This is a genomic window from Mycolicibacterium sp. XJ1819, assembly GCF_053483675.1.
This window is the reverse complement of the sequence record NZ_JBEFST010000007.1, coordinates 17847-38023: the sequence shown is the minus strand read 5'-3', so window position 1 is coordinate 38023 and position 20177 is coordinate 17847. Positions and strand designations below refer to the sequence as shown.

19 protein-coding genes are annotated in these 20177 nt (G+C 66.2%); 9 read left to right on the top strand and 10 right to left on the bottom strand.

The window, feature by feature from the left end; genetic code table 11:
• Nucleotides 1-3: 3 nt before the first annotated feature.
• The 8 genes from ABQE89_RS09040 to ABQE89_RS09005 are packed head-to-tail and all read right to left on the bottom strand — an operon-like array spanning nt 4 to nt 9145.
• Complete coding sequence (locus tag ABQE89_RS09040; RefSeq protein ID WP_448415979.1) at nt 4-1530, bottom strand: MCE family protein; 1527 nt, start codon at nt 1528-1530, stop codon at nt 4-6.
• Complete coding sequence (locus ABQE89_RS09035) at nt 1530-2714, bottom strand: MCE family protein (protein ID WP_448415978.1); 1185 nt, start codon at nt 2712-2714, stop codon at nt 1530-1532. The genes ABQE89_RS09040 and ABQE89_RS09035 overlap by 1 nt, the downstream gene beginning before the upstream one ends.
• Nucleotides 2711-4144: an MCE family protein gene (locus tag ABQE89_RS09030; RefSeq protein WP_448415977.1), complete on the bottom strand. Its 1434-nt coding sequence runs from the start codon at nt 4142-4144 to the stop codon at nt 2711-2713. The genes ABQE89_RS09035 and ABQE89_RS09030 overlap by 4 nt, the downstream gene beginning before the upstream one ends.
• Nucleotides 4141-5223, bottom strand: coding sequence for an MCE family protein (locus ABQE89_RS09025; RefSeq protein WP_448415976.1), 1083 nt, complete (start codon nt 5221-5223; stop codon nt 4141-4143). The genes ABQE89_RS09030 and ABQE89_RS09025 overlap by 4 nt, the downstream gene beginning before the upstream one ends.
• Complete coding sequence (locus tag ABQE89_RS09020; protein WP_448415975.1) at nt 5223-6245, bottom strand: MCE family protein; 1023 nt, start codon at nt 6243-6245, stop codon at nt 5223-5225. Before ABQE89_RS09020 ends, ABQE89_RS09025 begins: the two co-directional genes overlap by 1 nt.
• A complete protein-coding gene (locus ABQE89_RS09015) occupies nt 6242-7468 on the bottom strand; it encodes an MCE family protein (RefSeq protein WP_448415974.1) in 1227 nt (408 codons plus the stop codon). The genes ABQE89_RS09020 and ABQE89_RS09015 overlap by 4 nt, the downstream gene beginning before the upstream one ends.
• Before the next feature lie 2 nt (nt 7469-7470).
• The gene (locus ABQE89_RS09010) at nt 7471-8328 is read right to left on the bottom strand and encodes an MlaE family ABC transporter permease (RefSeq protein ID WP_448415973.1); all 858 of its coding nucleotides are present in this window, start codon (nt 8326-8328) and stop codon (nt 7471-7473) included.
• 7 nt (nt 8329-8335) lie between these two features.
• The gene (locus ABQE89_RS09005; protein ID WP_448415972.1) at nt 8336-9145 is read right to left on the bottom strand and encodes an MlaE family ABC transporter permease; all 810 of its coding nucleotides are present in this window, start codon (nt 9143-9145) and stop codon (nt 8336-8338) included.
• A gap of 177 nt (nt 9146-9322) precedes the next feature.
• Between ABQE89_RS09005 and ABQE89_RS09000 the strand changes: the two genes are divergently transcribed.
• Entirely contained in the window at nt 9323-10198 is an 876-nt protein-coding gene (locus ABQE89_RS09000; RefSeq protein ID WP_448415971.1) for an alpha/beta fold hydrolase, read from the top strand.
• Here the strand turns inward: ABQE89_RS09000 and ABQE89_RS08995 are convergent.
• A complete protein-coding gene (locus tag ABQE89_RS08995; protein ID WP_448415970.1) occupies nt 10195-11811 on the bottom strand; it encodes a flavin-containing monooxygenase in 1617 nt (538 codons plus the stop codon). The two genes, ABQE89_RS09000 and ABQE89_RS08995, sit on opposite strands and share 4 nt — an antisense overlap.
• Nucleotides 11812-11941: 130 nt before the next feature.
• On the opposite strand from ABQE89_RS08995, the gene ABQE89_RS08990 reads away from it, so the two are divergent.
• The 6 genes from ABQE89_RS08990 to ABQE89_RS08965 all read left to right on the top strand — a co-directional run bounded on the left by ABQE89_RS08990 (nt 11942) and on the right by ABQE89_RS08965 (nt 17900).
• Complete coding sequence (locus tag ABQE89_RS08990) at nt 11942-12244, top strand: 2Fe-2S iron-sulfur cluster-binding protein (protein WP_448415969.1); 303 nt, start codon at nt 11942-11944, stop codon at nt 12242-12244.
• A gap of 93 nt (nt 12245-12337) precedes the next feature.
• Nucleotides 12338-13519, top strand: coding sequence for an acyl-CoA dehydrogenase family protein (locus tag ABQE89_RS08985; protein WP_448415968.1), 1182 nt, complete (start codon nt 12338-12340; stop codon nt 13517-13519).
• Nucleotides 13520-13529: 10 nt separating this feature from the next.
• The gene (gene bphC, locus ABQE89_RS08980) at nt 13530-14438 is read left to right on the top strand and encodes a biphenyl-2,3-diol 1,2-dioxygenase (protein WP_448415967.1); all 909 of its coding nucleotides are present in this window, start codon (nt 13530-13532) and stop codon (nt 14436-14438) included.
• Nucleotides 14435-15895 (top strand): FAD-dependent oxidoreductase, encoded by a 1461-nt coding sequence (locus ABQE89_RS08975; RefSeq protein ID WP_448415966.1) that lies wholly within the window; start codon nt 14435-14437, stop codon nt 15893-15895. Before bphC ends, ABQE89_RS08975 begins: the two co-directional genes overlap by 4 nt.
• Before the next feature lie 248 nt (nt 15896-16143).
• Nucleotides 16144-16986: an IclR family transcriptional regulator gene (locus ABQE89_RS08970; RefSeq protein WP_448415965.1), complete on the top strand. Its 843-nt coding sequence runs from the start codon at nt 16144-16146 to the stop codon at nt 16984-16986.
• Entirely contained in the window at nt 16983-17900 is a 918-nt protein-coding gene (locus tag ABQE89_RS08965; RefSeq protein ID WP_448415964.1) for a LipP1 family hormone-sensitive lipase, read from the top strand. The genes ABQE89_RS08970 and ABQE89_RS08965 overlap by 4 nt, the downstream gene beginning before the upstream one ends.
• Before the next feature lie 10 nt (nt 17901-17910).
• Here the strand turns inward: ABQE89_RS08965 and ABQE89_RS08960 are convergent, their stop codons facing one another.
• Nucleotides 17911-19116 carry an NADH:flavin oxidoreductase gene (locus ABQE89_RS08960; protein ID WP_448415963.1) on the bottom strand — a complete coding sequence of 402 codons (1206 nt, stop codon included), beginning with the start codon at nt 19114-19116 and terminating at the stop codon, nt 17911-17913.
• Nucleotides 19117-19216: 100 nt separating this feature from the next.
• On the opposite strand from ABQE89_RS08960, the gene ABQE89_RS08955 reads away from it, so the two are divergent.
• Nucleotides 19217-19564 carry a hypothetical protein gene (locus tag ABQE89_RS08955; protein WP_448415962.1) on the top strand — a complete coding sequence of 116 codons (348 nt, stop codon included), beginning with the start codon at nt 19217-19219 and terminating at the stop codon, nt 19562-19564.
• The gene (locus tag ABQE89_RS08950; RefSeq protein WP_448415961.1) at nt 19557-20171 is read left to right on the top strand and encodes a Dabb family protein; all 615 of its coding nucleotides are present in this window, start codon (nt 19557-19559) and stop codon (nt 20169-20171) included. The genes ABQE89_RS08955 and ABQE89_RS08950 overlap by 8 nt, the downstream gene beginning before the upstream one ends.
• The last annotated feature ends 6 nt before the right edge of the window (nt 20172-20177 follow it).

Sequence of the window (20177 nt, the reverse complement as noted above, 5' to 3'; positions counted from 1 at the left end):
GGATCATCGGCTGCCGGCCGTCAACAGTTCCGTCCACGGCCGCGGTCCCGCAGGGGTGACGAGGTCGCCCTGGCGGAACACCATCCCGTCGGGAGTGGCGTACTGCCCCGTTCGCGGATCGTAGGTGGCGAAGGCAACCGATGGTCCTTCCGGTCCGCCTGACCTGTTCGAGCTCGGCGTCGCAACCGGATCGTCCGCACCGGACGGTTCGGCCGGTGGTGAGGCCGGGGTGCCCTCGATTGGAGCGTGGATGCGGTCGCCGAAGTCAACTCGATCGTCGGGCGGAACTCCCTGCGCGATCATGTTCGGATCGATCGGGTAGGGACCCAAGGGATGCTGGCGTATCGCCAGCGGTTCGAACGGCTTGTCGCTCTCGCAGATCTCCACGGTGGGGGCGCGCTTTCCCGGCTGCCCCATGCACGGATAGTTTCGGGCGCCGCGAACGCCGATGGGTGAATCCTGGGGAAGTTTGCAGTACAGCCCATCGGGGGTGTCGACGATGGTTTCGTCCTCGGGCGAGCGCCACATGCTCGGTGGCAGAAATCCGACTGTGCAGGCCGGTGGGTCGTTCATCACCATCGTGAAGTCACCTAACGCCATCCCGGTCGGGTTGTTGCTCGAGACCCCGACCGTCTGGGTGGCGGCGACGTAGGGCGGAAACAGCACGAGCAGTTGTTCCAGGGATGCGTGATAGGTGACGCCGACCTTGCCGATCGCGGTGAGATTGGCCAGCAGCACGGGCAAGGTGGCCTTGACTTGGTCGAACAGCCGCGACGCTTCGTCGGCCGCGCCGGGTCCGACCTCCAATACGGTACGGATTTGCGGATCGTTAACCGCCAGTTGGCCGGTGATGCCTGCCACGCTGCGTGCCCAGGTACGGATCGCGTCGGCCGATCGCGCCTGACCGTCCAGCAGCGGACGGCTGTCGTCGATCAGGGTTCGCGTCCGGTCGGCCACCGCGCTGCCGTCGCCGACGATCTTCGCCGAGGAGTCGAACAGTGAACCGAGATCGTAGCCGGTTCCGTTGAGGCCCTTGTACGACTCGTCGAGCAGTGCGCTGATTCTGTCCTTGGGCACACTGTCGACGAGTGCGCTGAGCTGATCGAGCATGGGGCCGACCTCTTGCGGAATGGATGTCTGCGCTTTGCGGATGACCGATCCGTCCTCGAGATAGGGACCATCGGCGTTGTCGGGCGTCAGATCGACGTACTGCTCGCCGACCGCCGAGACGCTGCGCACATTGGCGTGGGAGGCCGCGGGGATTCTCGGTGACGTATCCAGCGATAGCGTCGCGACGGCGCCGTCACGGGTGGGGCGCACATCCACCACCTTGCCGACCTGTACCCCCCGGTAGGTCACATTGGCGAACCGGTAGAGACCACCGGTGCCCGCCAACTCCAACTTCACCGTGATGCGGCCGATCCCCAGCAGCGTCGGCACCTGCATGTAGTTGAAGAACATCAGCGAAATGCCGAGGACAGATGCGATCGTGAAGACGATCAACTGATTTCGTACGAAGCGCGTCAGCATCAGCTACCGCCTTCAGCGCCGATGTCGGCCGGTGAATCCACCAACGGCGGTAACTCCGCGACTTCGGTCGGCGTAGCGGTAATGGGCGCCTTGAGCGGATCGTAGGTGTAGGCGAGATACCACGGATCGCCGGGTGCGGGCACCATCGGTGCGCCCTCCTGTCCCCAGCGGGTGCCGAGGAACAATCCCCTCTTGAGCCGCGGGATGGTGAAGTCGAAGACGATGAACTGATTCATGTAATCGCCTCGGATCGCACGGTCGATGAAGCTTTGCGTGTACGGGAAAGTCGGCGCGTAAGCCAGCACGGTGCCCAGGTCGGGTCCGACATCGGCCAGGGCGCGCAACGTCGGTTCGAGGTTGGCGAGGTTGCGTACCAGATCGTCTCGGGTGTCGGTGATCAGGCCGGTTGCCGTGTCACTGAATCGCCCCAGCCGCTCCAGTGCCTCGGTGATGCGGGGGCGCTCGTTGACCAGGACATCGAGCGCCGGCGGGATGCGCTGCAACGCTTCGGTGATCGCCTCATGTTCGGCGGCGAACGTGCCGGACATCCGGTTCATGGCTGCGATCGACGCGTTGACGTCGTCACGTTGGGTGTCGAGCATGCCGACGAAGTCGTTCAGGCGCACCAACAGATCCCTGATCTGGCTCTCGCGGCCGTTGAGCCCGGCGTTGAACTCGCGGACGATGTCCCCCATCTGACCGAGACCACCACCGTTGACCACCACCGACAGCGACGACAACGTCTGCTCGGTGGACGGATACGTCGAGGACTTGTCGAGTCCGATGGTCGATCCCGGCTCGAGCCTGCCGCGGGGCGCCTCGCCGAGCGGCGGGTCGAGCGCCAGATGCATGGATCCGAGGAGGCTGGTCTGTCCCACCGTCGCCACGGCGTTGGCCGGCACGACGACGTCGGGGCGAACCGACACCTCGAGATCGGCTCGCCAGTTCCGCACCCTCATCTTGCCGATGCTGCCGACGACGACGTCATCGATGAGCACCGGCGAATTGGATTCCAGCGAACCGACATTGACAAGCTGAACGTGGTACACCGCGGCGTCCGGCCCGCGACCGACGGTGCCCGGCAACGGCAGCGAGTTCACGCCCTCGAAGGAGCATCCGGTCACCGCGATCATCGCGCAGCACAGCGTGGCGATGATGCGTCGGACCGACCTTGTGCAGATCATGACGGCGGCAGGCCTTCCGTGGGTGACGGCGCAGGCGGCGCTTCGGCCGGCAGCAGCATGTCTTGAAGCGACGTCGGCTGCGGCGGGACCGGTGCGCCCGGGTACAGGGCGGGCTGGGGCGCAGCGGGCAGTCCTGTCGGGGCGTAGGCGCCGGGTGGCCCGGCTGGTGTGTTCCACCCCGCCGGCGGCGGGATGTCACCCGCTCCGGTGTAGGCCGACACCGCAGGTGTGTCCCCCTGGGTCGGTGGGCTTCCGCCGGCCCCGCCGGGGGCCAGTGCGGGATCCGCGTAGATCAAATTGCCCGGGCTCGGCGACTTCTGCAGGTAGGCGTTGAACGGCATCGGCAGATAGTTGAAGTTGAGCAATCGCAGTGCGGGACCGAGATACTGGGCGCACGCTTTCGCCGACTCGTCTGCCGTCGCGTTCTTCACCGCCCCGATCGCCGAGCACACCAGTTGCACGGGGTTGGCGAAGTTGGACATCGCGAATCCGCCGATCATGGTTCCGGTGTCCGGGTTGTAGATGTTGTAGCCGTTGCCGATGGCATTGGGCGCAACGTGTAAGACGTTCTCCAGCGCCAGCCTATTGTCGGCGAGGTTCTGGGTGACCTCGGCGAGCCGCTGGATCTGCTCGGCCGTCTGGTTCCGGGAGCCGGCGACGAAACGTTGTACCTCCCCGACCGCTTCGGCCAGATGGGTCAGTGCTGCGTCGAGCTCGGATCTGCTCGCGTCGACGACACTGCTGACCGTGGCCAGCCGGTCCTGGAACTGCACGATCTGGGTGTTGCTGTCGCGCAGCGCGGTGACGAACGTCTGTAGGTTCTCGATGACGTCGACGATGTCGCCACTGCCGTCGGCGAGGATGCGGCCGACCTGGGACAGCTGGGTGATCGTCTCGCGCAGCCTGCCGCCGTTGCCGTGCATGGCATTTGCCGCGCTGTCGATGAATCGACCGACCGAGGTTGTCGAGATGTCGCCGCTGGGGCCGAGATCGGCCGCCAGTCGAGTCAACTGCTCTTTGACCTCGTCCCACTCGACCGGTACCGCGGTGCGGTCGACACCGATGACCGCATCGTCGGGCATCGTCGGGCCGCTGGTTTCGTAGGCGGGCGCAAGTTGCACGAATCGGGCCGACACCAGGTTCGAAGCGACGATCACGGCTTTGGCGTCCGCCGGGATCGGCACGTCGCGATCGACGGAGAGCCGCATCCGCGTGTGCGCACCGTCTGGCTCGATCGATTCGATGGTGCCCACCCGGACCCCCGCGACGCGCACCTCGTCACCCGGATAGATCGCCGTCGCGGACGTGAAATACGCCGTGATGGTCCTCGGACCGAAGAACGACTGCCTGACCACGACCGCGGTGCCCGCGACCAGAAGACCGACCAGCGTGAAAAACACTGCGGCCACAAGCGTTTTGCGTCCAATCATCGTGACCCTCCCGGTATCCCGTTGTACGGAAACGGGAACTCGGCGCGTGGGCCTGCGTTGTCGGGTGGCTGGCCGGCGTTCACACCGCGTCGGAAGCCAAGCGCGTAGTCGAGGAACGGTTGCAGGGCCGGCCCCGGCAGCAGGTTTCCCACAAAGGCGTTGTAGTAGAACCCGTTGTTGACCGCCTCGCCCTGGGTCACCTGGTATTTCGCCAGGCCGGTGAGCGCCTTGGCGATGTTGTCACCGTTTCGCTCGAGCATCACGTAGACCGAGTTCAACTTCTCCAACGTCGGAGCGAGTTCCTGCTCGTTGTCGTGCACCAGACCCGTCAACTGCTGAGCGACCGCGGAGGTGTTGGCCAGCAGGTTGACGATGGCATGCCGGCGCGATTCGAGCACGCCCATCAGGTCATTGGCGTTGAGGATCAAGGTGTTGAGCTGCTGGCTGCGTTCCGACAGCACACCGGTCACGTCGGCGGCGCTCTCGAGCAGTCTGGCCAGCGACTCATCGCGGCCGGTCAGTGAGTGAGACAGACGGCTCAGGCCGTCGAAGGTGGGACCGAGTTGCGGCGCAATCCGGTCGATGGTCTCAGAGAGCGTGTCCAGGGCGTGGTTGACCGATGCGGTGTCGGTGGCCGCCGTATTCGTGGTGAACTCGCTCACCGCCTCAGTCAGCGAGTACGGCGACGAGGTCCGTGACAGCGGGATCACGTCGGCCGGTTTCATCGAACCCTCGCCCGCCGGTTCGACCGTCATCGTGCGCTCCCCGAGCAGGGTTCCGGTGCGGATGTGCGCGGTGGTCTGGGAGCCGAGTCGGACGTTTCCGTCGAGGGTGAACGTCACCAGCGCCTTACCCTTGCTCAGGGTGACGTCGGAAACCGAACCGACGGTGATACCGGAGACCTTGACGTCGTTACCCGGCGCCAGGCCGCCGGCCTCCGTGAACAGCGCCTGATATCTGATCGCCGTGGCCCATGACCACAGCCGTTCGGGTTGTAGGCCGACGGCGATGACGAGAACGATCAACACCACGCCGATGAATCCGGATCGGATGAGCGACGCGCCACGGTATTTCAACATCAGGGCTCGCCACACCTTCCAGTGTTTTGGATGATCCAGGGGAAATGGGCGGTGCGGCCCTGCAGATCGGTGACCCGCACCGAGATCCCGCAGAGGTACTGGTTGAGGAAGCTTCCATAGGCGCCGAGCCGAACCAGTTTCTTGTAGTTCGCCGGCGTCTTCTGCAACGAGACGTCCAGCAGCGGAATGTCTTTCTCGATCAGCGGAGCGACGCGGTTGAGTTGGTCGACGCTTCCGGCGAGCGGTGCCCGCGCCTCGGCCATCAGGTCGGCCAGCGACGCGGTTCCGTTGTCGAGTGCAATGATGGCCTCGCCGATCGGGTCTCGGTCGGCGGCCAGGCCGGTGATCAGTTTCTCGAGGCGGTCGACCACGCCGGAGAATTTGGCTCCGTCCTTGGCGATGGTGGCCATCACGGTGTCGAGGTTGTCGATCAGTTGTCGGACGGTCTGACCGTTGTCGGCGATCGCGGTGGTGAAGGATGCGGTCTTGGCGAACAACGATTCGACGTCGCCGCTCTGACCCTGCAGGATCTGGATCAGCGAGTTGGTGAGCGCATTGACATCGTCGGGGTTCAAGCCCCGGATCACCGGCTTCAAGCCGCCGAGCAGGAGGTCGAGGTCGAGCGCCGGTTCGGTCCGCTCGAGGGGAATCCGGCTGCCGGCGGGGGCGATCGTCGTCGATCCGGGACCGTCGAGGAGTTCGAGGTAGCGGTCGCCCACCAGGTTGAGGTAGCGCACCGCCGCCTTGGTGCCGGTGGTGAGGACGATATCGGTACCGGCGTCGAAGGTGACGGCGACGGTGTTGTCCGATTGCAGCGACACCTCTTGGACAGTGCCGACGCGAATTCCTGACACCCGCACCGAGTCACCGGATTTCAAGTCCGACACGTCGGTGAACACGGCGGTGTAGTCGTTCGTTGATCCGGCGCGGTACTGCCCGAAGATGGCGAACAACGCGGCAGTCAGCAGCAGCATGACCGCGCCGAACACACTCACCTTGATCGCTGTGCCCACACCACTCATCCCGGCATGCCGATCTGTGCGGTGTTGCGGGGCGGCCCGTCGATCGGCCCGAAGAGTGCCTGCTTGAGCGCGTCGGAGTTCAACAGGATGCCCTGGTTTCCATACTGTGCGCGGCTGGCGTCGATGTCGCTGACGACGTAGGGCGCGCGCGTTTCGTAGCCGACGTCCGGCAGCCCCGCGCACTGGGGGCCGCCCTTGGCCGCCACTTTGGGCAGGTTCCCTGGGTACCGATAGCGTTCGGAGCCGAGCACGAAGGAGTCGAGCAGCAGGACTCCGGGGACCGGTGTCGGTGCTGCTTTGGCCAACGGGGCCATGCCCGCCAGAACGCAATTCAGGGCGGAATGGTACTGGTTGGTCAGGTCGGTCGTCGGCACCAGGAGCTCGAGGACTTCGGTGACGGCCGGTCGGTTGGCGGTCAGCACGGCGTTGCCGATGTCGGCCAGCCCGATGGTGCTCAGCAGCATTCTGTCGAGATCCTGCTGTGTTTCGACAACCGTGTCGCTCACGCGCGTCGAACTGTCGATGATCGCGACCAGGTCCGGGCTGGCGTCGGCATAGGCGTCGAGCACTTCTGGCAGGACGGCGATGTCGTGGCTGAGGCTGTCCAAGCTGGGATCCAGCTTCGCGAGCATCGTGTCGAGATCCGACAGAGTCTGACCGAACTTCTCACCGCGGCCGCTGATTCCGGAGGCCAGGGCGCCGAGTGTCTCGTTGAGCTTGGCAGGCTCGATCTTGCTCAGTACCGAGACCAGCTGTTGGAAAATGGTATTGATTTCGACGGTGACGTGGTCGGCGTCGAGGACCTGGCCGGCGCGCAAGGATTTGGGTGACGGATCCGAAGGCGGCACCAGAGAAACGAATTTCGCCCCGAAGACCGTCGACGACGTGATGTCGACGCGCACGTTCGCCGGGATCAGCTCCAGTGCCGCGGGGTCCATCGCGAGGTGGATCGCGGCTTGCCCGTCGGATAGCGGCTCGATCGCGGAGACGGTGCCGACCTGGGCGCCGTGCAGCTTCACCCGGGCGTCGGGATTCATCACCAACCCGGCACGATCCGCGATGACGGTCAGGGCTTGAGTCTTGGTGAAATCGCCGCGGAAGAGGGCAATCGCGGCGACGACGACCGCCACGATCGCCACCACCGTGACGAAGCCCGCCACCGCCCGTGCGACATCGCGCGGGCTGGTCGGTGGCAGTGGTTCGTGCGTGTCCGTCACCGTCATACCTATCCGGAGAGGTTGAAGTTGCCGTTGGAGCCGTAGACCGCGAGGGAGACAAGCAGCGTCACCGACACGACGACGACCAAGGAGGTGCGCACCGCGTTGCCGACCGCCACCCCGACCCCCGATGGTCCCCCCGCGGCGAAGTAGCCGAAGTAGGTGTGGATCAACAGGATCGTGATCGCCATCAGCACGGCCTGCAGGAACGACCACAACAGATCGATCGGGTTCAAGAACGTGTCGAAGTAGTGGTCATAGAGGCCGCCGGACTGGCCGAACAGCACCACCGTGGTGAACTGCGACGCCACAAACGACAAAAGCACCGCGATCGAGTACAGCGGGGTGATCGCGACCATTCCCGCCACGATCCGGGTGGACACCAGATACTCCACTGGCCTGATGCCCATTGATTCCAGCGCGTCGATCTCCTCGTTGATGCGCATCGCCCCGAGCTGGGCGGTCACCCCGGCCCCGAAGGTGGCGGCCAACCCGATCCCGGCCACCACCGGCGCCGCGATCCGGACATTGATGAACGCCGCCAAAAAGCCCGTCAGCGCCTCGATCCCGATATCACCGAGCGACGAGTACCCCTGCACCGCCAACGTGCCACCGGCGGCCAGCGTCAAGAACCCGACAATGGCCACCGTGCCGCCGATCATCGCCAACGTGCCTGCACCCATGGAGATCTCGGCGATCAACCGGACGACCTCCTTGCGGAAATGCATCGCCGCATGCGGCACCCCCGCGAGTGCGCGTCCGTAGAAAAGAATGTGGTCGCCGAGGCGGGACAGCAGGTCGACTGGCCGCCGGACTTGCCGGGTGAGGCGCGGGTATGACGTACGCAGAATCGTTGTGGTGCCCACCGGATCGCTATCCCGTCGTCATCCGGATGCCGATGGCGGTGACCACCACGTTGATCACGAACAGCGCTATGAACGCATACACCACGGTCTCGTTGACCGCGTTACCGACCGCCTTGGCCCCGCCCCCGGAGATCGTCAACCCCCGATAACAGGCCACCAACCCCGCGATCAACCCGAACAACGCCGCCTTCACGCAGCTGATGACCACCTCAGGCACCCCGGTCAACAACGTGATCCCCGCTGCGAACGCCCCCGGATTGACGTCCTGGACGAACACCGAGAACGTGTAGCCACCGATGATCCCGATGATCACCACCAGGCTGTTGAGCAGCAACGCCACCAGCCCCGAGGCCAACATCCGCGGCGTCACCAACCGCTGCACCGGATCGATGCCGAGCACTTCCATCGCGTCGATCTCCTCGCGGATGGTTCGCGACCCCAGATCCGCACACATCGCCGTTGCCCCCGCACCGGCCACGATCAACACCGTCACGATCGGCCCTACCTGCGTCACCGCACCGAAGGCCGCGCCCGCGCCCGAGAGATCAGCAGCACCCAACTCCCGCAACAAGATGTTCAGCGTGAAGCTCACCAACACCGTGAACGGAATCGCCACCAACAACGTCGGCGCCAACGCCACCCGCGCAATGAACCAGCACTGCTCCAGAAACTCCCACCATTGAAACGGCCGCCGAAACACAAACCGCACCGCATCAGCCGACATCGCGAACAGTCCGCCGACCGCGTGCATCGGCCCGGCGAGACCGCGGATCGGCGGCAGCCCGGGCGACCACCGCTCGGCTGCCTTATCCGCCATCGCCGGGTACTCCGTCCTGACACTGTGACCACACAGGCACGGGGCGACGACCCCTTGCCTCGAGACGCAAGCGTCGCAGCGAAATTTGCGGTGGCACAGTGAACGTCCCGCTTACCGGGAGGCCCGGTGAGTGGAACCGCCGCGCGAAGTGTGCAGAGCACATGGCAGGCTGTGCACGTGGCCGACCCACCAGCTTTCCTCACCCGTGTCGAGAACGACCTCCGCGAGACAGCGACACCTGCCGGAGTGCTGCGCTACTACGACGCCGGCGACGGTCCCGTTCTGCTGTTCTTGCACGGGTCCGGCCCGGGCGTCACCGGATGGCGCAACTTCCGGGGCGTGCTGCCGACCTTCGCCGAACGGTTTCGCTGCTTGATCCTGGAGTTCCCCGGATTCGGGGTGAGCGACGACTTCGGCGGCCATCCGATGATCACCGCGCAGGGCGCCGTTGGACCGTTCCTGGACGCGTTGGGAGTGGATCGCGTCGACATCGTCGGCAACTCGATGGGCGGCGGCGTCGGAATCAACTTCGCGATCAACAACCCCGACCGCATCGGCAAGCTCGTCACCATCGGCGGCATCGGCACCAACGTCTTCAGTCCCGGTCCCAGCGAGGGCATCCGCCTCCTGCAGGAGTTCACCGAGGATCCCACCCGGCAGCGGTTGGTCGACTGGCTCAACTCGATGGTCTACGACCAGTCGCTTATCACCGAGCAACTGATCGAGGAACGCTGGCAGTTGGCCAGCGATCCGGAAACCCTTGCGGCCGCGCGACGCATGTACGGTAAGAAGGCCTTCGCTCAGATGATGGCCATGATGAAAGCCGCCGACGTGCCGATGCCGTGGGCGTTGATGCACAAGGTGGCGGCGCCGACGCTGCTGACCTGGGGCCGAGACGATCGCGTGAGCCCCCTAGACATGGCGTTGATTCCGATGCGCACCATCCCCAACGCGGAACTGCACGTATTCCCCGACTGTGGACACTGGGCGATGATCGAAGCCAAGGCGGCGTTCGAGAGCGTCGTCCTGGCGTTCCTCACCCGTAGCAGCTAAGGCGCTCCCAGCAGACGGAAGCCCTTGTAGCCCGCGCCGGCCACCTCCGCGCAGATGTCGAGGTAGGTGGCGAATCCCCCGATGAACAACATGAATCCGCGCGGTTTGCCCGGCACGTTGGCGCCCACGTACCAGGAGTTGGCCATCGGGAACAGTGTCGCTTCCGCGCGGCGGTTGCATTCGGCGAGCCAGTTGTCCACGGCATCAGAGGTGGCCTCGATCGCGGCGTGGCCGTGCCCGTCGAGATGCGCGATCGCCTCGGCGATCCAGTTCACGTTCGCCTCGGCATGCAGCACCATGTTCGCCAGCACTGCAGGGGCGCCGGGACCCGACACCAGAAACAGGTTCGGAAAGCCGTCCACACCGAGGCCCAGGTAGGTACGCGGACCGTCTGCCCAGTCGTCGCGCAGACTCTGACCGCCGCGGCCGACTATGTCGATCTTGGCCAGCGCACCGGTCATCGCGTCGAAGCCGGTGGCGAGCACGATCGCGTCCACGTCGTAACGGGCGTCGGTGGTGTTGATCCCGTCGGCGTCGATGGACGTGATGGGTGTCTTTCGCACGCTGACCAGGCTCACGTGCGCCTCGTTGAACGTTTGAAAGTAGTTGGTGTCGGTGCAGATTCGCTTGGTGCCGATGGGATGGTCATTGGGGATGAGGAGTTCGGCGACTTCGGGGTCGTCGATCACCGCGCGCACCTTCTCCTCGTAGAACTTCCGCGCTTCGTCGTTGGCGGCCATGTCGATCATCTGATCGCCAAACGTCTTCGAGAACAGCACACCCCCGAGTTCCCAGCGCTTCTCGAACGCCGCCCGACGCTCTTCGGGCGTGACCTCCATCGTGGGTTTTGGATGAGTGACGTGCGGTGAACCACCGCCGCTGCGCCACGACAGTCGTCGGCGTTCGGCGTACGTGGCCTTGATCTGGGCTCGATCCTCGTCGGTCAACGGGCGATTACCGGCGGGCACACTGTAATTCGGTGTCCGCTGAAACACATAGAGCCGATCGGCCTGTTCGGCGATGACCGGAATGGACTGGATTCCCGACGAACCTGTACCGATCACCGCGACCCGCTTTCCGGTGAAATCGACGGGTTCGTGCGGCCAGTGCGCGGTGTGGTAGAGGTCGCCCGCATAGTCCTCGAGGCCGGGAAAGTCGGGCGTCAGCGCCGCGGACAGCGGGCCGGTCGCCATCACACAGAAGCGGGCGGAGACAACCTCGCCGCCGTCGGTGCTCACCGTCCAGGTCAGGTTCTCTTCGTCGAGCACCGCCGAGGCGACCCGGGTGTTGAACGTGATGCCGTCGCGCAGGTCGAGCCTGTCGGCGACCCAGTTCAGGTAGCGCAGAATCTCGGCCTGGGTGGCGTACTTCTCCGACCAGTCCCACTCCTGCTCGAGTTCGGGATCGAACGAGTAGCAGTAGTCGACACTCTCGACGTCGCAACGCGCCCCCGGATAGCGGTTGTAGTACCAGGTTCCCCCGACCTCCGGCGCCGCCTCGAACACCCGCACCGTCAACCCCTGCGACCGCAGCTTGTGCAGGGCGTACAGACCGGCGAAGCCAGCGCCCACCACCACCGCATCCACGCTCGACCGCTGCTCGGAGATACCCACGGAGCTACGGTAGGCCGTAGGGCCGCGGGCGCCCCGCCGGTTTCCCGATGACCGGACATCGGGTAGACGCCGTTCCGACCACCGGACGGGCGTCTCGACGCGATCTCCGCGGAGCCCTCAGGATCATTACATGTCTTCGACCCGGGCCGGCGGCACGCGCGTCGATGCCACCGTGTGCGTCGAGCTGGACGGAATCCAGCACCGCCTCCGCTGGCCTCGCGACAAGTCGCTGGTCGAGGTGATGCTCGACGCCGGGATCGATGCTCCGCACTCGTGCCGCGAAGGCCACTGCGGATCGTGTGTCGCGACCGTGGTGTCCGGCGAGGTCGACACGGCAACCTGCGACATCCTCGACCCGGCCGACCTGGCCGAGGGCCTCATACTCGGCTGCCAGGCCCGACCGCGCACCGACGACCTTCACATCGAGTACTGACCTGGAAATGCCGCCCGCTGATTGGGATTCCGTCCCGTCCGCGTCGCCAGTGCGGTAGACCATCAAGGGCAAGCACACAGTGAGGACACCAGCATGAGTGAGCGCGTACTCGACCGGGTGATGCAACTGGCCGAGCAGTTCAAGGAGCAGGCCGAAGAGGCCGAGAAGATCGGGCGGCTGACCGACGCGACGGTCAAATCCATGAAAGCCGCCGGGTCCATCCGGCTGCTGCAACCCAAGAAGCACGGCGGCTACGAGGCCCCTCCGCGCGAATTCGCCGAGACCGTGATGGCGACCGCGGCCCTGGACCCCGCGGCCGGCTGGATCAACGGCGTGGTGGGCGTGCACCCCTATCAGCTCGCCTACGCCGACCCGCGTGTCGGCGAGGAAGTCTGGGCCGACGACATCGATACCTGGATGGCATCGCCGTACGCGCCGCAAGGCGTGGCCAAACCCGTCGACGGCGGCTACCTCTTCAACGGACGCTGGCAGTTCAGCTCCGGAACCGACGCGTGCGACTGGATCATCCTCGGCGCGATGATCGGCGATGCGGAAGGTAAACCGCTGATGCCGCCGCAGATGCTGCACATGATCCTGCCGCGGTCGGATTACGAGATCGTGGAGGATTCCTGGGACGTGGTCGGGCTGCGCGGCACCGGATCCAAGGACGTCATCGTCAAAGACGCGTTCGTGCCCCAGTACCGGACGATGGACGCGATGAAGGTGATGGACGGCACCGCCCAGCGCGAGGCCGGCATGACCGAGCCGCTGTACCTGATGCCGTGGTCGACGATGTTCCCGCTCGGCATCTCCGCGGCCACAATCGGCATCGCCGAGGGCGCGCTGGCCGCGCACCTGGACTACCAGCGTGAGCGCGTGAACTCGAGCGGCGTCGCGATCAAGGACGACCCGTACGTCATGTACGCGATCGGCGAGGCGGCCGCCGACATCAACGCCGCACGCCAGGAGCTGCTGGCCAACGCCGATCGCATCTACGACATGGTCGCCGCGGGCAAGGAGGTCAGCTTCGAGGACCGGGCCGCGGGCCGCCGCACCCAGATCCGCGCGGTGTGGCGCGCCGTGTCCGCAGTCGACGAGATCTTCGCTCGCTCGGGCGGCAACGCCGCACGCATGGACAAACCGCTGCAGCGGTACTGGCGCGACGTGCATGTGGGCCAGCTGCACGCGATCCACGTGCCCGGCACGGTGTTTCACGCCTCAGCCCTGAGCTCGCTGGGTGTGGACCCGCAGGGCCCGCTGCGGGCGATGATCTAGAAAGGGCACCATGAGCGATCTCAAGAGCCTCGGATACGTCAAGGTTCAGGCCAGCGACATCGACCGCTGGCGCCACTTCGCGTTCAAGGTGCTCGGCTTCGCCGAGGGTTCCGGCCCCGACGAGGGTGCGTTGTATCTGCGCATGGACGAGCGCGCCGCGCGCATCATCGTGGTTCCCGGCGACGTCGACAAGATCGTCACAGTCGGTTGGGAGGTCCGCGACCACGCGGCGCTGATCCGGGTGAAGGCATCGCTCGACGCTGCAGGCATAGGAGTCGAGGAACTCTCGCTCGAGGAGGCCGACGCCCGTCGCGTCGAGGAGGTGATCGCCTTCGACGATCCGGCGGGCACCTCCACCGAGGTCTTCCACGGTGCGGTACTCGACCACAGTCCCGTGGTGACGCCGTTCGGCGCCCGGTTCGTCACCGGGGATCAAGGACTCGGCCATGTCGTGCTGCCGGCCCTCGATGTGCCCGGGCTCTTCCAGTTCTACACCGAGGTGCTGGGCTTCAAGCCACGCGGGGCGTTTCGCGTTCCGACGCCCCCGGAGTTCGGGCCGCTGCGCGTCCGGTTCCTCGGCATCAACGCGCGCCACCACAGCCTGGCGATCTGTCCCGCGATGACGCTGCGCGACCCCGGTCTGATCCACCTGATGGTGGAGGTCGACAGCCTCGACGCGGTCGGACAGGCGCTGGACCGGGTGAACAAGGACGGTTATCAGTTGTCCTCGACGCTGGGCAGGCACACCAACGACAAAATGGTGTCCTTCTACGTCCGCGCGCCCGGCGACTGGGACATCGAGTTCGGCACCGACGGTATGCGGGTCGACGAAACCTATTACACCGCAGAGGAAATCACCGCGGACAGCTACTGGGGTCACGAGTGGGTGTCTGACCTGCCTGCGGCGATGCGCCCGTGAGTGACGACGTCACTGCACTGCCGGCGGCCGGTGTCGCGCGGTGGGACGAGGAGGCCGACGTCGTCATCGCCGGCTTCGGCATCGCCGGAGCGGCCGCGGCCGTGGAAGCGACGCGCGCCGGCGCCGACGTCCTGGTCCTCGAGCGCACCGGATCATGGGGCGGCGCCGCGTCGATGGCGGGTGGATTCATCTACCTCGGCGGTGGCACACCCATCCAAAAGGCCTGCGGTTTCGACGATTCCGTCGCGAACATGGCCGCGTACCTCAACGTCGCGATGGGACCCGGCGCCGACGAGAAGCGCATCGCCGACTACTGCGACGGCAGCCTCGAGCATTTCGACTGGCTCGTCGGCTGTGGCGTCCAGTTCAAGCCGGAGTTCTTCGGCGAGCCGGGCTGGGAGCCGATGGGCGACCAGGGGCTGATGTACAGCGGCGGCGAGAACTCCTACCCGTTCAACACCATCGCCGAACCGGCGCCCCGCGGACACCTGCCGCAGATGTCGAACAAGAAGCAGGGCGAGTCGAGTGCCGGCTTCATGCTGATGAAGCCGCTCGTGGAGACGGCGACCGCGGCGGGTGCCCGAGCGATCTACGACGTTCGCGTGCAGCGGTTGATCGTCGAATCCGACGGCCGGGTGGTCGGTGTGTACGCGCGCCGGTACGGCGAGGAGATCGCGGTACGGGCGCGCCGCGGAGTGGTGCTCGCGATGGGCAGTTTCGCCTACAACGAGGCCATGGTCGCCCAGTACGCGCCGCGCATCGCGGGCCGGCCCGCCGCCGCCATCGAACAGCATGACGGGCAGGCGATCCGGATGGCGCAGACGCTGGGCGCCGATCTCGCCCACATGGATGCGACCGAGGTCGCGATCTTCATCGACCCGCAGCAGTTGGTCCGCGGAATTCTGGTCAATGCCCGCGGCCAGCGCTACGTCGCCGAGGACACCTATCCGGGCAGGGTCGGGCAGCTGACCCTGTACCACCAGGACAACACGGCGTTCCTGATCATCGACGAAAAGGCCCAGGAGGAGGCGATGGCATCGCTGTCGCCGCAGCTGATGCTGCGCCCGCCGACGTGGGTGTGCGAGACCGTCGCCGAACTCGAATCCGAGATGGGTCTGCCGTCGGGCTCGCTTCAGGCGACCGTGTCGGCGTACAACGCCGGCGCCGCCGCGGGCGAGGATCCGTTGCTTCACAAGAAGCCGCAATGGCTGCGGCCCATCGGCACCCCGGTCGGCGCGATCGACCTGCGCGAGAGCACCGGCGGGTTCACCCTTGGCGGGCTTTTGACCTCACTGGACGCCGAGGTGTTACACGTCAGCGGCGAACCCATCCCCGGCTTGTTCGCCGCGGGTCGCTGCACCGCGGGCCTTGCGGCGTGGGGCTACGCCAGCGGTATCTCGTTGGGCGACGGCAGCTTCTACGGCAGGCGGGCGGGGCGCAGCGCGGCGGGCGCCTAGTCCTCACTTCTCGGGTCGGCCTGGCCCATGGCGCCGGGGGCGCTCGAAAGCCGCCCGTGGTGAACAAGGCGACCTGTCCGTCGTGAGCGAGGCCGTGTCGCACGGTACCCCGAATCTCTGCAGGTCAGCGACGTGTCCGAGAGCAAATTCGGGTGTTCGTGTGACACCCCGCACACTCCATGCTACAAATAGGCATATTCCTATTAGAAATATCGTCTGCCTGTGGCAGCTGCCCCTCCGGAGGCCCCATGACAACACCCGTCGAAACCCCCAGTGCCGTCCTCGATCGCGTATCGCTGGTTCTTGACGCGTTCGACGGGCCGGGTCGGCTGACCTTGGCGCAGATCGTGCGCCGCACCGGACTCCCCCGGTCTTCGGCGCACCGCATGCTCGAACGCCTTGTGCATCTACGCTGGCTGCGACGCGACGGCCGCGACTACGAGCTGGGCATGCGGCTGATCGAGCTGGGCTCGCTCGCTGTGCACCAGGACCGCCTGCATCGCGCGGCGCTGCCCTTGCTGCACGATCTACACCGCGCCACCGGTCTCGTCGTCCATCTCGCCGTCCTCGACGGTGCCGATCTCGTGTATCTCGAGAAGATCGGGGACGGGCTCGCCGCGGCCATTCCCAGTCGGGTCGGCGGACGTCACCCCGCGCACTGTTCGGCGCTTGGCAAGGCATTGCTGGCTTCGGTACCCGAACTGGATTACGACACGATCGACCTGACGAGCCGCCGCACCAAGTACTCCATCGGATCACCCGCGCAGTTGCGTACCGAGCTCGCCAAGGTGCGCTCGCACGGCATCGCGTTCGACCGCGAGGAAGCTCTGGCCGGATTCGGCTGCGTTGCAGCGCCCATCGGCGAGCAGGGTGAAGCGGTCGCGGCCGTATCGGTGTGCGGCCCGATGAACCGCATGAAGTTCGATCAGCGCCTCGTCGCACCGGTACGGATGACGGCGATGGCGGTGTGGCGCAACGCCGAGGACGGCCCCCAGCGGGTCGCGCCCACGCTGCAGCAGGCGCGGCCGCTGCGGAATGTGCCTGCGCTGCGGCCGGCACCGGTCCGCGAACCGGTGCTGCAGTACGCATGAACCTCGATCCGCAGATCGCCCCCTTGATCGGGGCGCTGGACGAGGGCTTTCCGCCCGTGCACACGATGTCCGGCGCGCAGGCGCGAGCCACGATCCGATCGCGCTTCGTCCCTCCTGCAGAGCCCGAAGCCGTCGGATCCGTCAGCGATTCCACCGTTTCCGGAGGTGACGGCCCGATCACCGTACGGGTCTACCGGCCGGCATCGGAGGTTCCGCTGCCCCTTGTGGTGTACGCGCACGGTGGCGGCTTCGTGTTCTGCGACCTCGACAGCCACGACGGGCTCTGCCGTAACCTAGCGAACCTCCTTCCGGCAGTGATTGTCTCGGTGGGCTACCGGCTCGCACCTGAGCATCGGTGGCCCGCCGCGGCAGAGGATGTGTACGCCGTGACACGCTGGGCCACCGAGCACGCCGCGGAACTCGGCGCAGACCCCAGCCGTGTGGCAGTGGCGGGCGACAGCGCGGGGGGCAATCTGGCGGCAGTCACCGCCCTGATGGCGCGAGACCGCGGCGGGCCGACGTTGGCCGCCCAGTTGCTGATCTACCCGATGATCGCCGCGGACTTCGACACCGAGTCATACCGGTTATACGGCAAGGGCTTCTACAACCCTCGCCCGGCACTGCAGTGGTACTGGGACCAGTACGTGCCGTCGCACGTCGATCGCAGCGACCCGTACGCGTCGCCGCTGCAGGCTCGGCTGGACGGGCTGCCGCCGGCCGTGGTGGTGATCGCGGGTCACGATCCGCTGCGAGACGAGGGCGTCGCCTACGCCGACATGTTGGAAGCCGCGGGTGTTCCCGTGACACGGTGCACCTTCGACGGCGGAATCCACGGTTTCATGACGATGCCCATGCTCGACATCGCTCACGAGGCGCGACGCCAAGCCACGCAAGAACTCGCGAAGTTGTTGTGAGTCCCTCGAACTAGACCTTCGGCACCGGCCCGTAGCGCTGGTGCGGGTCGAGCACGCAGTGGGTCCGGCCGAACACCGTGACCATGCACTTGTTGTTGTGGTTGCAGCGACTGCGAGTGTCCTGGTCGGCGATCATCGCGTTGACCAGACCGGGTTCGCGAAGCAGCGCCCTGCCCATCGCCATGAAGTCGAAGCCCTCGCGCAGGCCCGTCTGGAGGTGCTCGTAGTTCGTGATGCCGCCCAGCAGAATCAGTCTGGTGTTGCGGACCACCGGCACGAACTGCCGCGCCGCCTCGAGCATGTAGAGATCTCGGTACGGATAACTGCCCATCACCCGCTTGCCGGCGAGGCGGACGCCGGGCCGCAACGCGGACGGCATCACCGCGGCGAACTCCTTGACCGGGACGTCGCCCCGGAACAGGTACATCGGTTTGTAGACCGACGAGCCCTGGGTGAGCTCGATGGCGTCCAGCGCGGAGTCGGCGTCGAGCAGCTGCGCGGTCCGCAGGGCCTCGTCGATCCAGATGCTGCCGGGCAGCCCGTCGTCCATGTCGAGTTTGGCGATGACCGCGATCTGGTCCTGCACGACGTCTTTGACCCTGGTCGCGATTTCGCGGACCAACCGTGACCGGTTGTCGATCGAACCGCCGTAGGCATCCTTGCGGCGGTTGATCCGCGCGCTCAGGAACGAGCTCGGCAGGTAGAGATGACCGAAGTGCAGTTCGACGGCGTCGAAGCCCGCGTCGACGGCCACCTGCGCCGCGGCGGCGAATTGTTCGATCACGCCGCGGATCTCGTCGCGAGTGATCTCGCGACAGTAAGCGAAGGAGGTCGGGTTGATGAACCGGCTGGGCGCCACCGCGGTGACGCCGGTCAGCTTCTTCGGCGCGACGACGCCGGCGTGGCCGAGCTGCGCCGAGATCGCCGCACCGGTGGCGTGCACGGCGTCGGTGAGCCTGCGCAGTCCGGGAAGCGCCGCCGGGCTCATCACGATCTGGCCGGGCGCGCTGGCGCCCTCCTTCGAGACGCAGCAGTACGCGACCGTCGTCATGCCCACGCCGCCCTTGCCGAACGCGACGTGAAAATCGATCAGGTCGTCGGTGACCATGCCGTCGGGCGAGCGGCCCTCCGACGTCGCGGCCTTGATGACCCGGTTGCGCAGCTTCACCGGACCGAGCCGGGCCGGCGCGAACGGGTCCAGCGTCTCAACGGTCATCGGACAACGGTGCTCCGCGGCACGGCGGTGGTCAACGGTGTCGTCCCGATGGCCGGGAGCATCCTCGTCGCCGCTGGCGCAGTGACCATAATCTCGAGCCATGGCCGACGGTGAGGTGTTCGTCATCGACCGGGTCATCACCCGGCCGGGATGCGCAAGGCGCTTCGTCGACATCTATCTGGCCGAATACGCTCCGGGCGCACGCGATCGCGGGATGACGCTTCGCGACGTGCTCGTCAGCCCGCCGATCTGGTTCGACGACCAATCCAACGTGATCACCGTGACGTGGTCCCTGCCGAGCCCTCAGGCGTGGTGGGAGATGACATGGAAGGGCAGGCCCGACCCGACGGTCGGACCGTGGTGGGATGGCGTCGCCGAACTCGTCGTCGAACGGACCCGTAGCGTTGCCGCCGCCGCAGCGGACGTGGACGGCTTGTGCGATGTATAACGTCATCCGTCTGATCGACACGGTCGGATCGCCCGAACGCGACCGTCTGCTGGGTGACCTGCGCGAAGCGTCGGCAGCCAGCGGTGCGGCCTCGGCCTTGGTGCAGCCGACGCTTCCCGGCGTGCGCAACGGCGGTGACATCCTCATACATCTGCGGTTCCGCGACGAGCCCGAGTGGTCTTCGGTGGCAGCGTCATTCGATTCAGTGCTCGGGTGCCAGGAGGTCAGCCGGGTCAACGGCGCCAACTACACCGGCGAACCGGTCGCTGCCCGGGACATCTCTGCCACCGTCTACCGGACACTGCTGCTGCGGGTGCAACCGGACATCGACGAGGCCACCGTGGCGCGGTTCGAGGACGATCTGCGGTTGCTCCCGCGCTATGTCACCTCCATCGGCACATGGCAGCTCAGCCGCGTCGATGCGGCGGTCGGCGTCTCACCGTGGACGCACGTCTTCGAACAGGAATTTCGCGACCTCGACGGCCTGACGGGGCCCTACCTCATGCATCCGATCCACTGGGCGTACGTGGACCGGTGGTTCGACCCGGAGTGTCCCGACGTCATCGTCCGCGACCGCGTCTGCCACAGCTTCTGCAGCATGGAGTGATTTTCG

What these genes read in the sequence shown, in the direction of transcription:
- ABQE89_RS09040 (WP_448415979.1), bottom strand. Translation starts at nt 1,530, where the DNA reads ATGCTGACGCGCTTCGTACGAAATCAGTTGATCGTCTTCACGATCGCA.
- ABQE89_RS08960 (WP_448415963.1), bottom strand. Translation starts at nt 19,116, where the DNA reads ATGACCGTTGAGACGCTGGACCCGTTCGCGCCGGCCCGGCTCGGTCCG.
- ABQE89_RS09035 (WP_448415978.1), bottom strand. Translation starts at nt 2,714, where the DNA reads ATGATCTGCACAAGGTCGGTCCGACGCATCATCGCCACGCTGTGCTGC.
- ABQE89_RS08965 (WP_448415964.1), top strand. Translation starts at nt 16,983, where the DNA reads ATGAACCTCGATCCGCAGATCGCCCCCTTGATCGGGGCGCTGGACGAG.
- ABQE89_RS08970 (WP_448415965.1), top strand. Translation starts at nt 16,144, where the DNA reads ATGACAACACCCGTCGAAACCCCCAGTGCCGTCCTCGATCGCGTATCG.
- ABQE89_RS09015 (WP_448415974.1), bottom strand. Translation starts at nt 7,468, where the DNA reads ATGACGGTGACGGACACGCACGAACCACTGCCACCGACCAGCCCGCGC.
- bphC (WP_448415967.1), top strand. Translation starts at nt 13,530, where the DNA reads ATGAGCGATCTCAAGAGCCTCGGATACGTCAAGGTTCAGGCCAGCGAC.
- ABQE89_RS08955 (WP_448415962.1), top strand. Translation starts at nt 19,217, where the DNA reads ATGGCCGACGGTGAGGTGTTCGTCATCGACCGGGTCATCACCCGGCCG.
- ABQE89_RS09020 (WP_448415975.1), bottom strand. Translation starts at nt 6,245, where the DNA reads ATGAGTGGTGTGGGCACAGCGATCAAGGTGAGTGTGTTCGGCGCGGTC.
- ABQE89_RS09025 (WP_448415976.1), bottom strand. Translation starts at nt 5,223, where the DNA reads ATGTTGAAATACCGTGGCGCGTCGCTCATCCGATCCGGATTCATCGGC.
- ABQE89_RS08950 (WP_448415961.1), top strand. Translation starts at nt 19,557, where the DNA reads ATGTATAACGTCATCCGTCTGATCGACACGGTCGGATCGCCCGAACGC.
- ABQE89_RS08990 (WP_448415969.1), top strand. Translation starts at nt 11,942, where the DNA reads ATGTCTTCGACCCGGGCCGGCGGCACGCGCGTCGATGCCACCGTGTGC.
- ABQE89_RS08985 (WP_448415968.1), top strand. Translation starts at nt 12,338, where the DNA reads ATGAGTGAGCGCGTACTCGACCGGGTGATGCAACTGGCCGAGCAGTTC.
- ABQE89_RS09005 (WP_448415972.1), bottom strand. Translation starts at nt 9,145, where the DNA reads ATGGCGGATAAGGCAGCCGAGCGGTGGTCGCCCGGGCTGCCGCCGATC.
- ABQE89_RS09030 (WP_448415977.1), bottom strand. Translation starts at nt 4,144, where the DNA reads ATGATTGGACGCAAAACGCTTGTGGCCGCAGTGTTTTTCACGCTGGTC.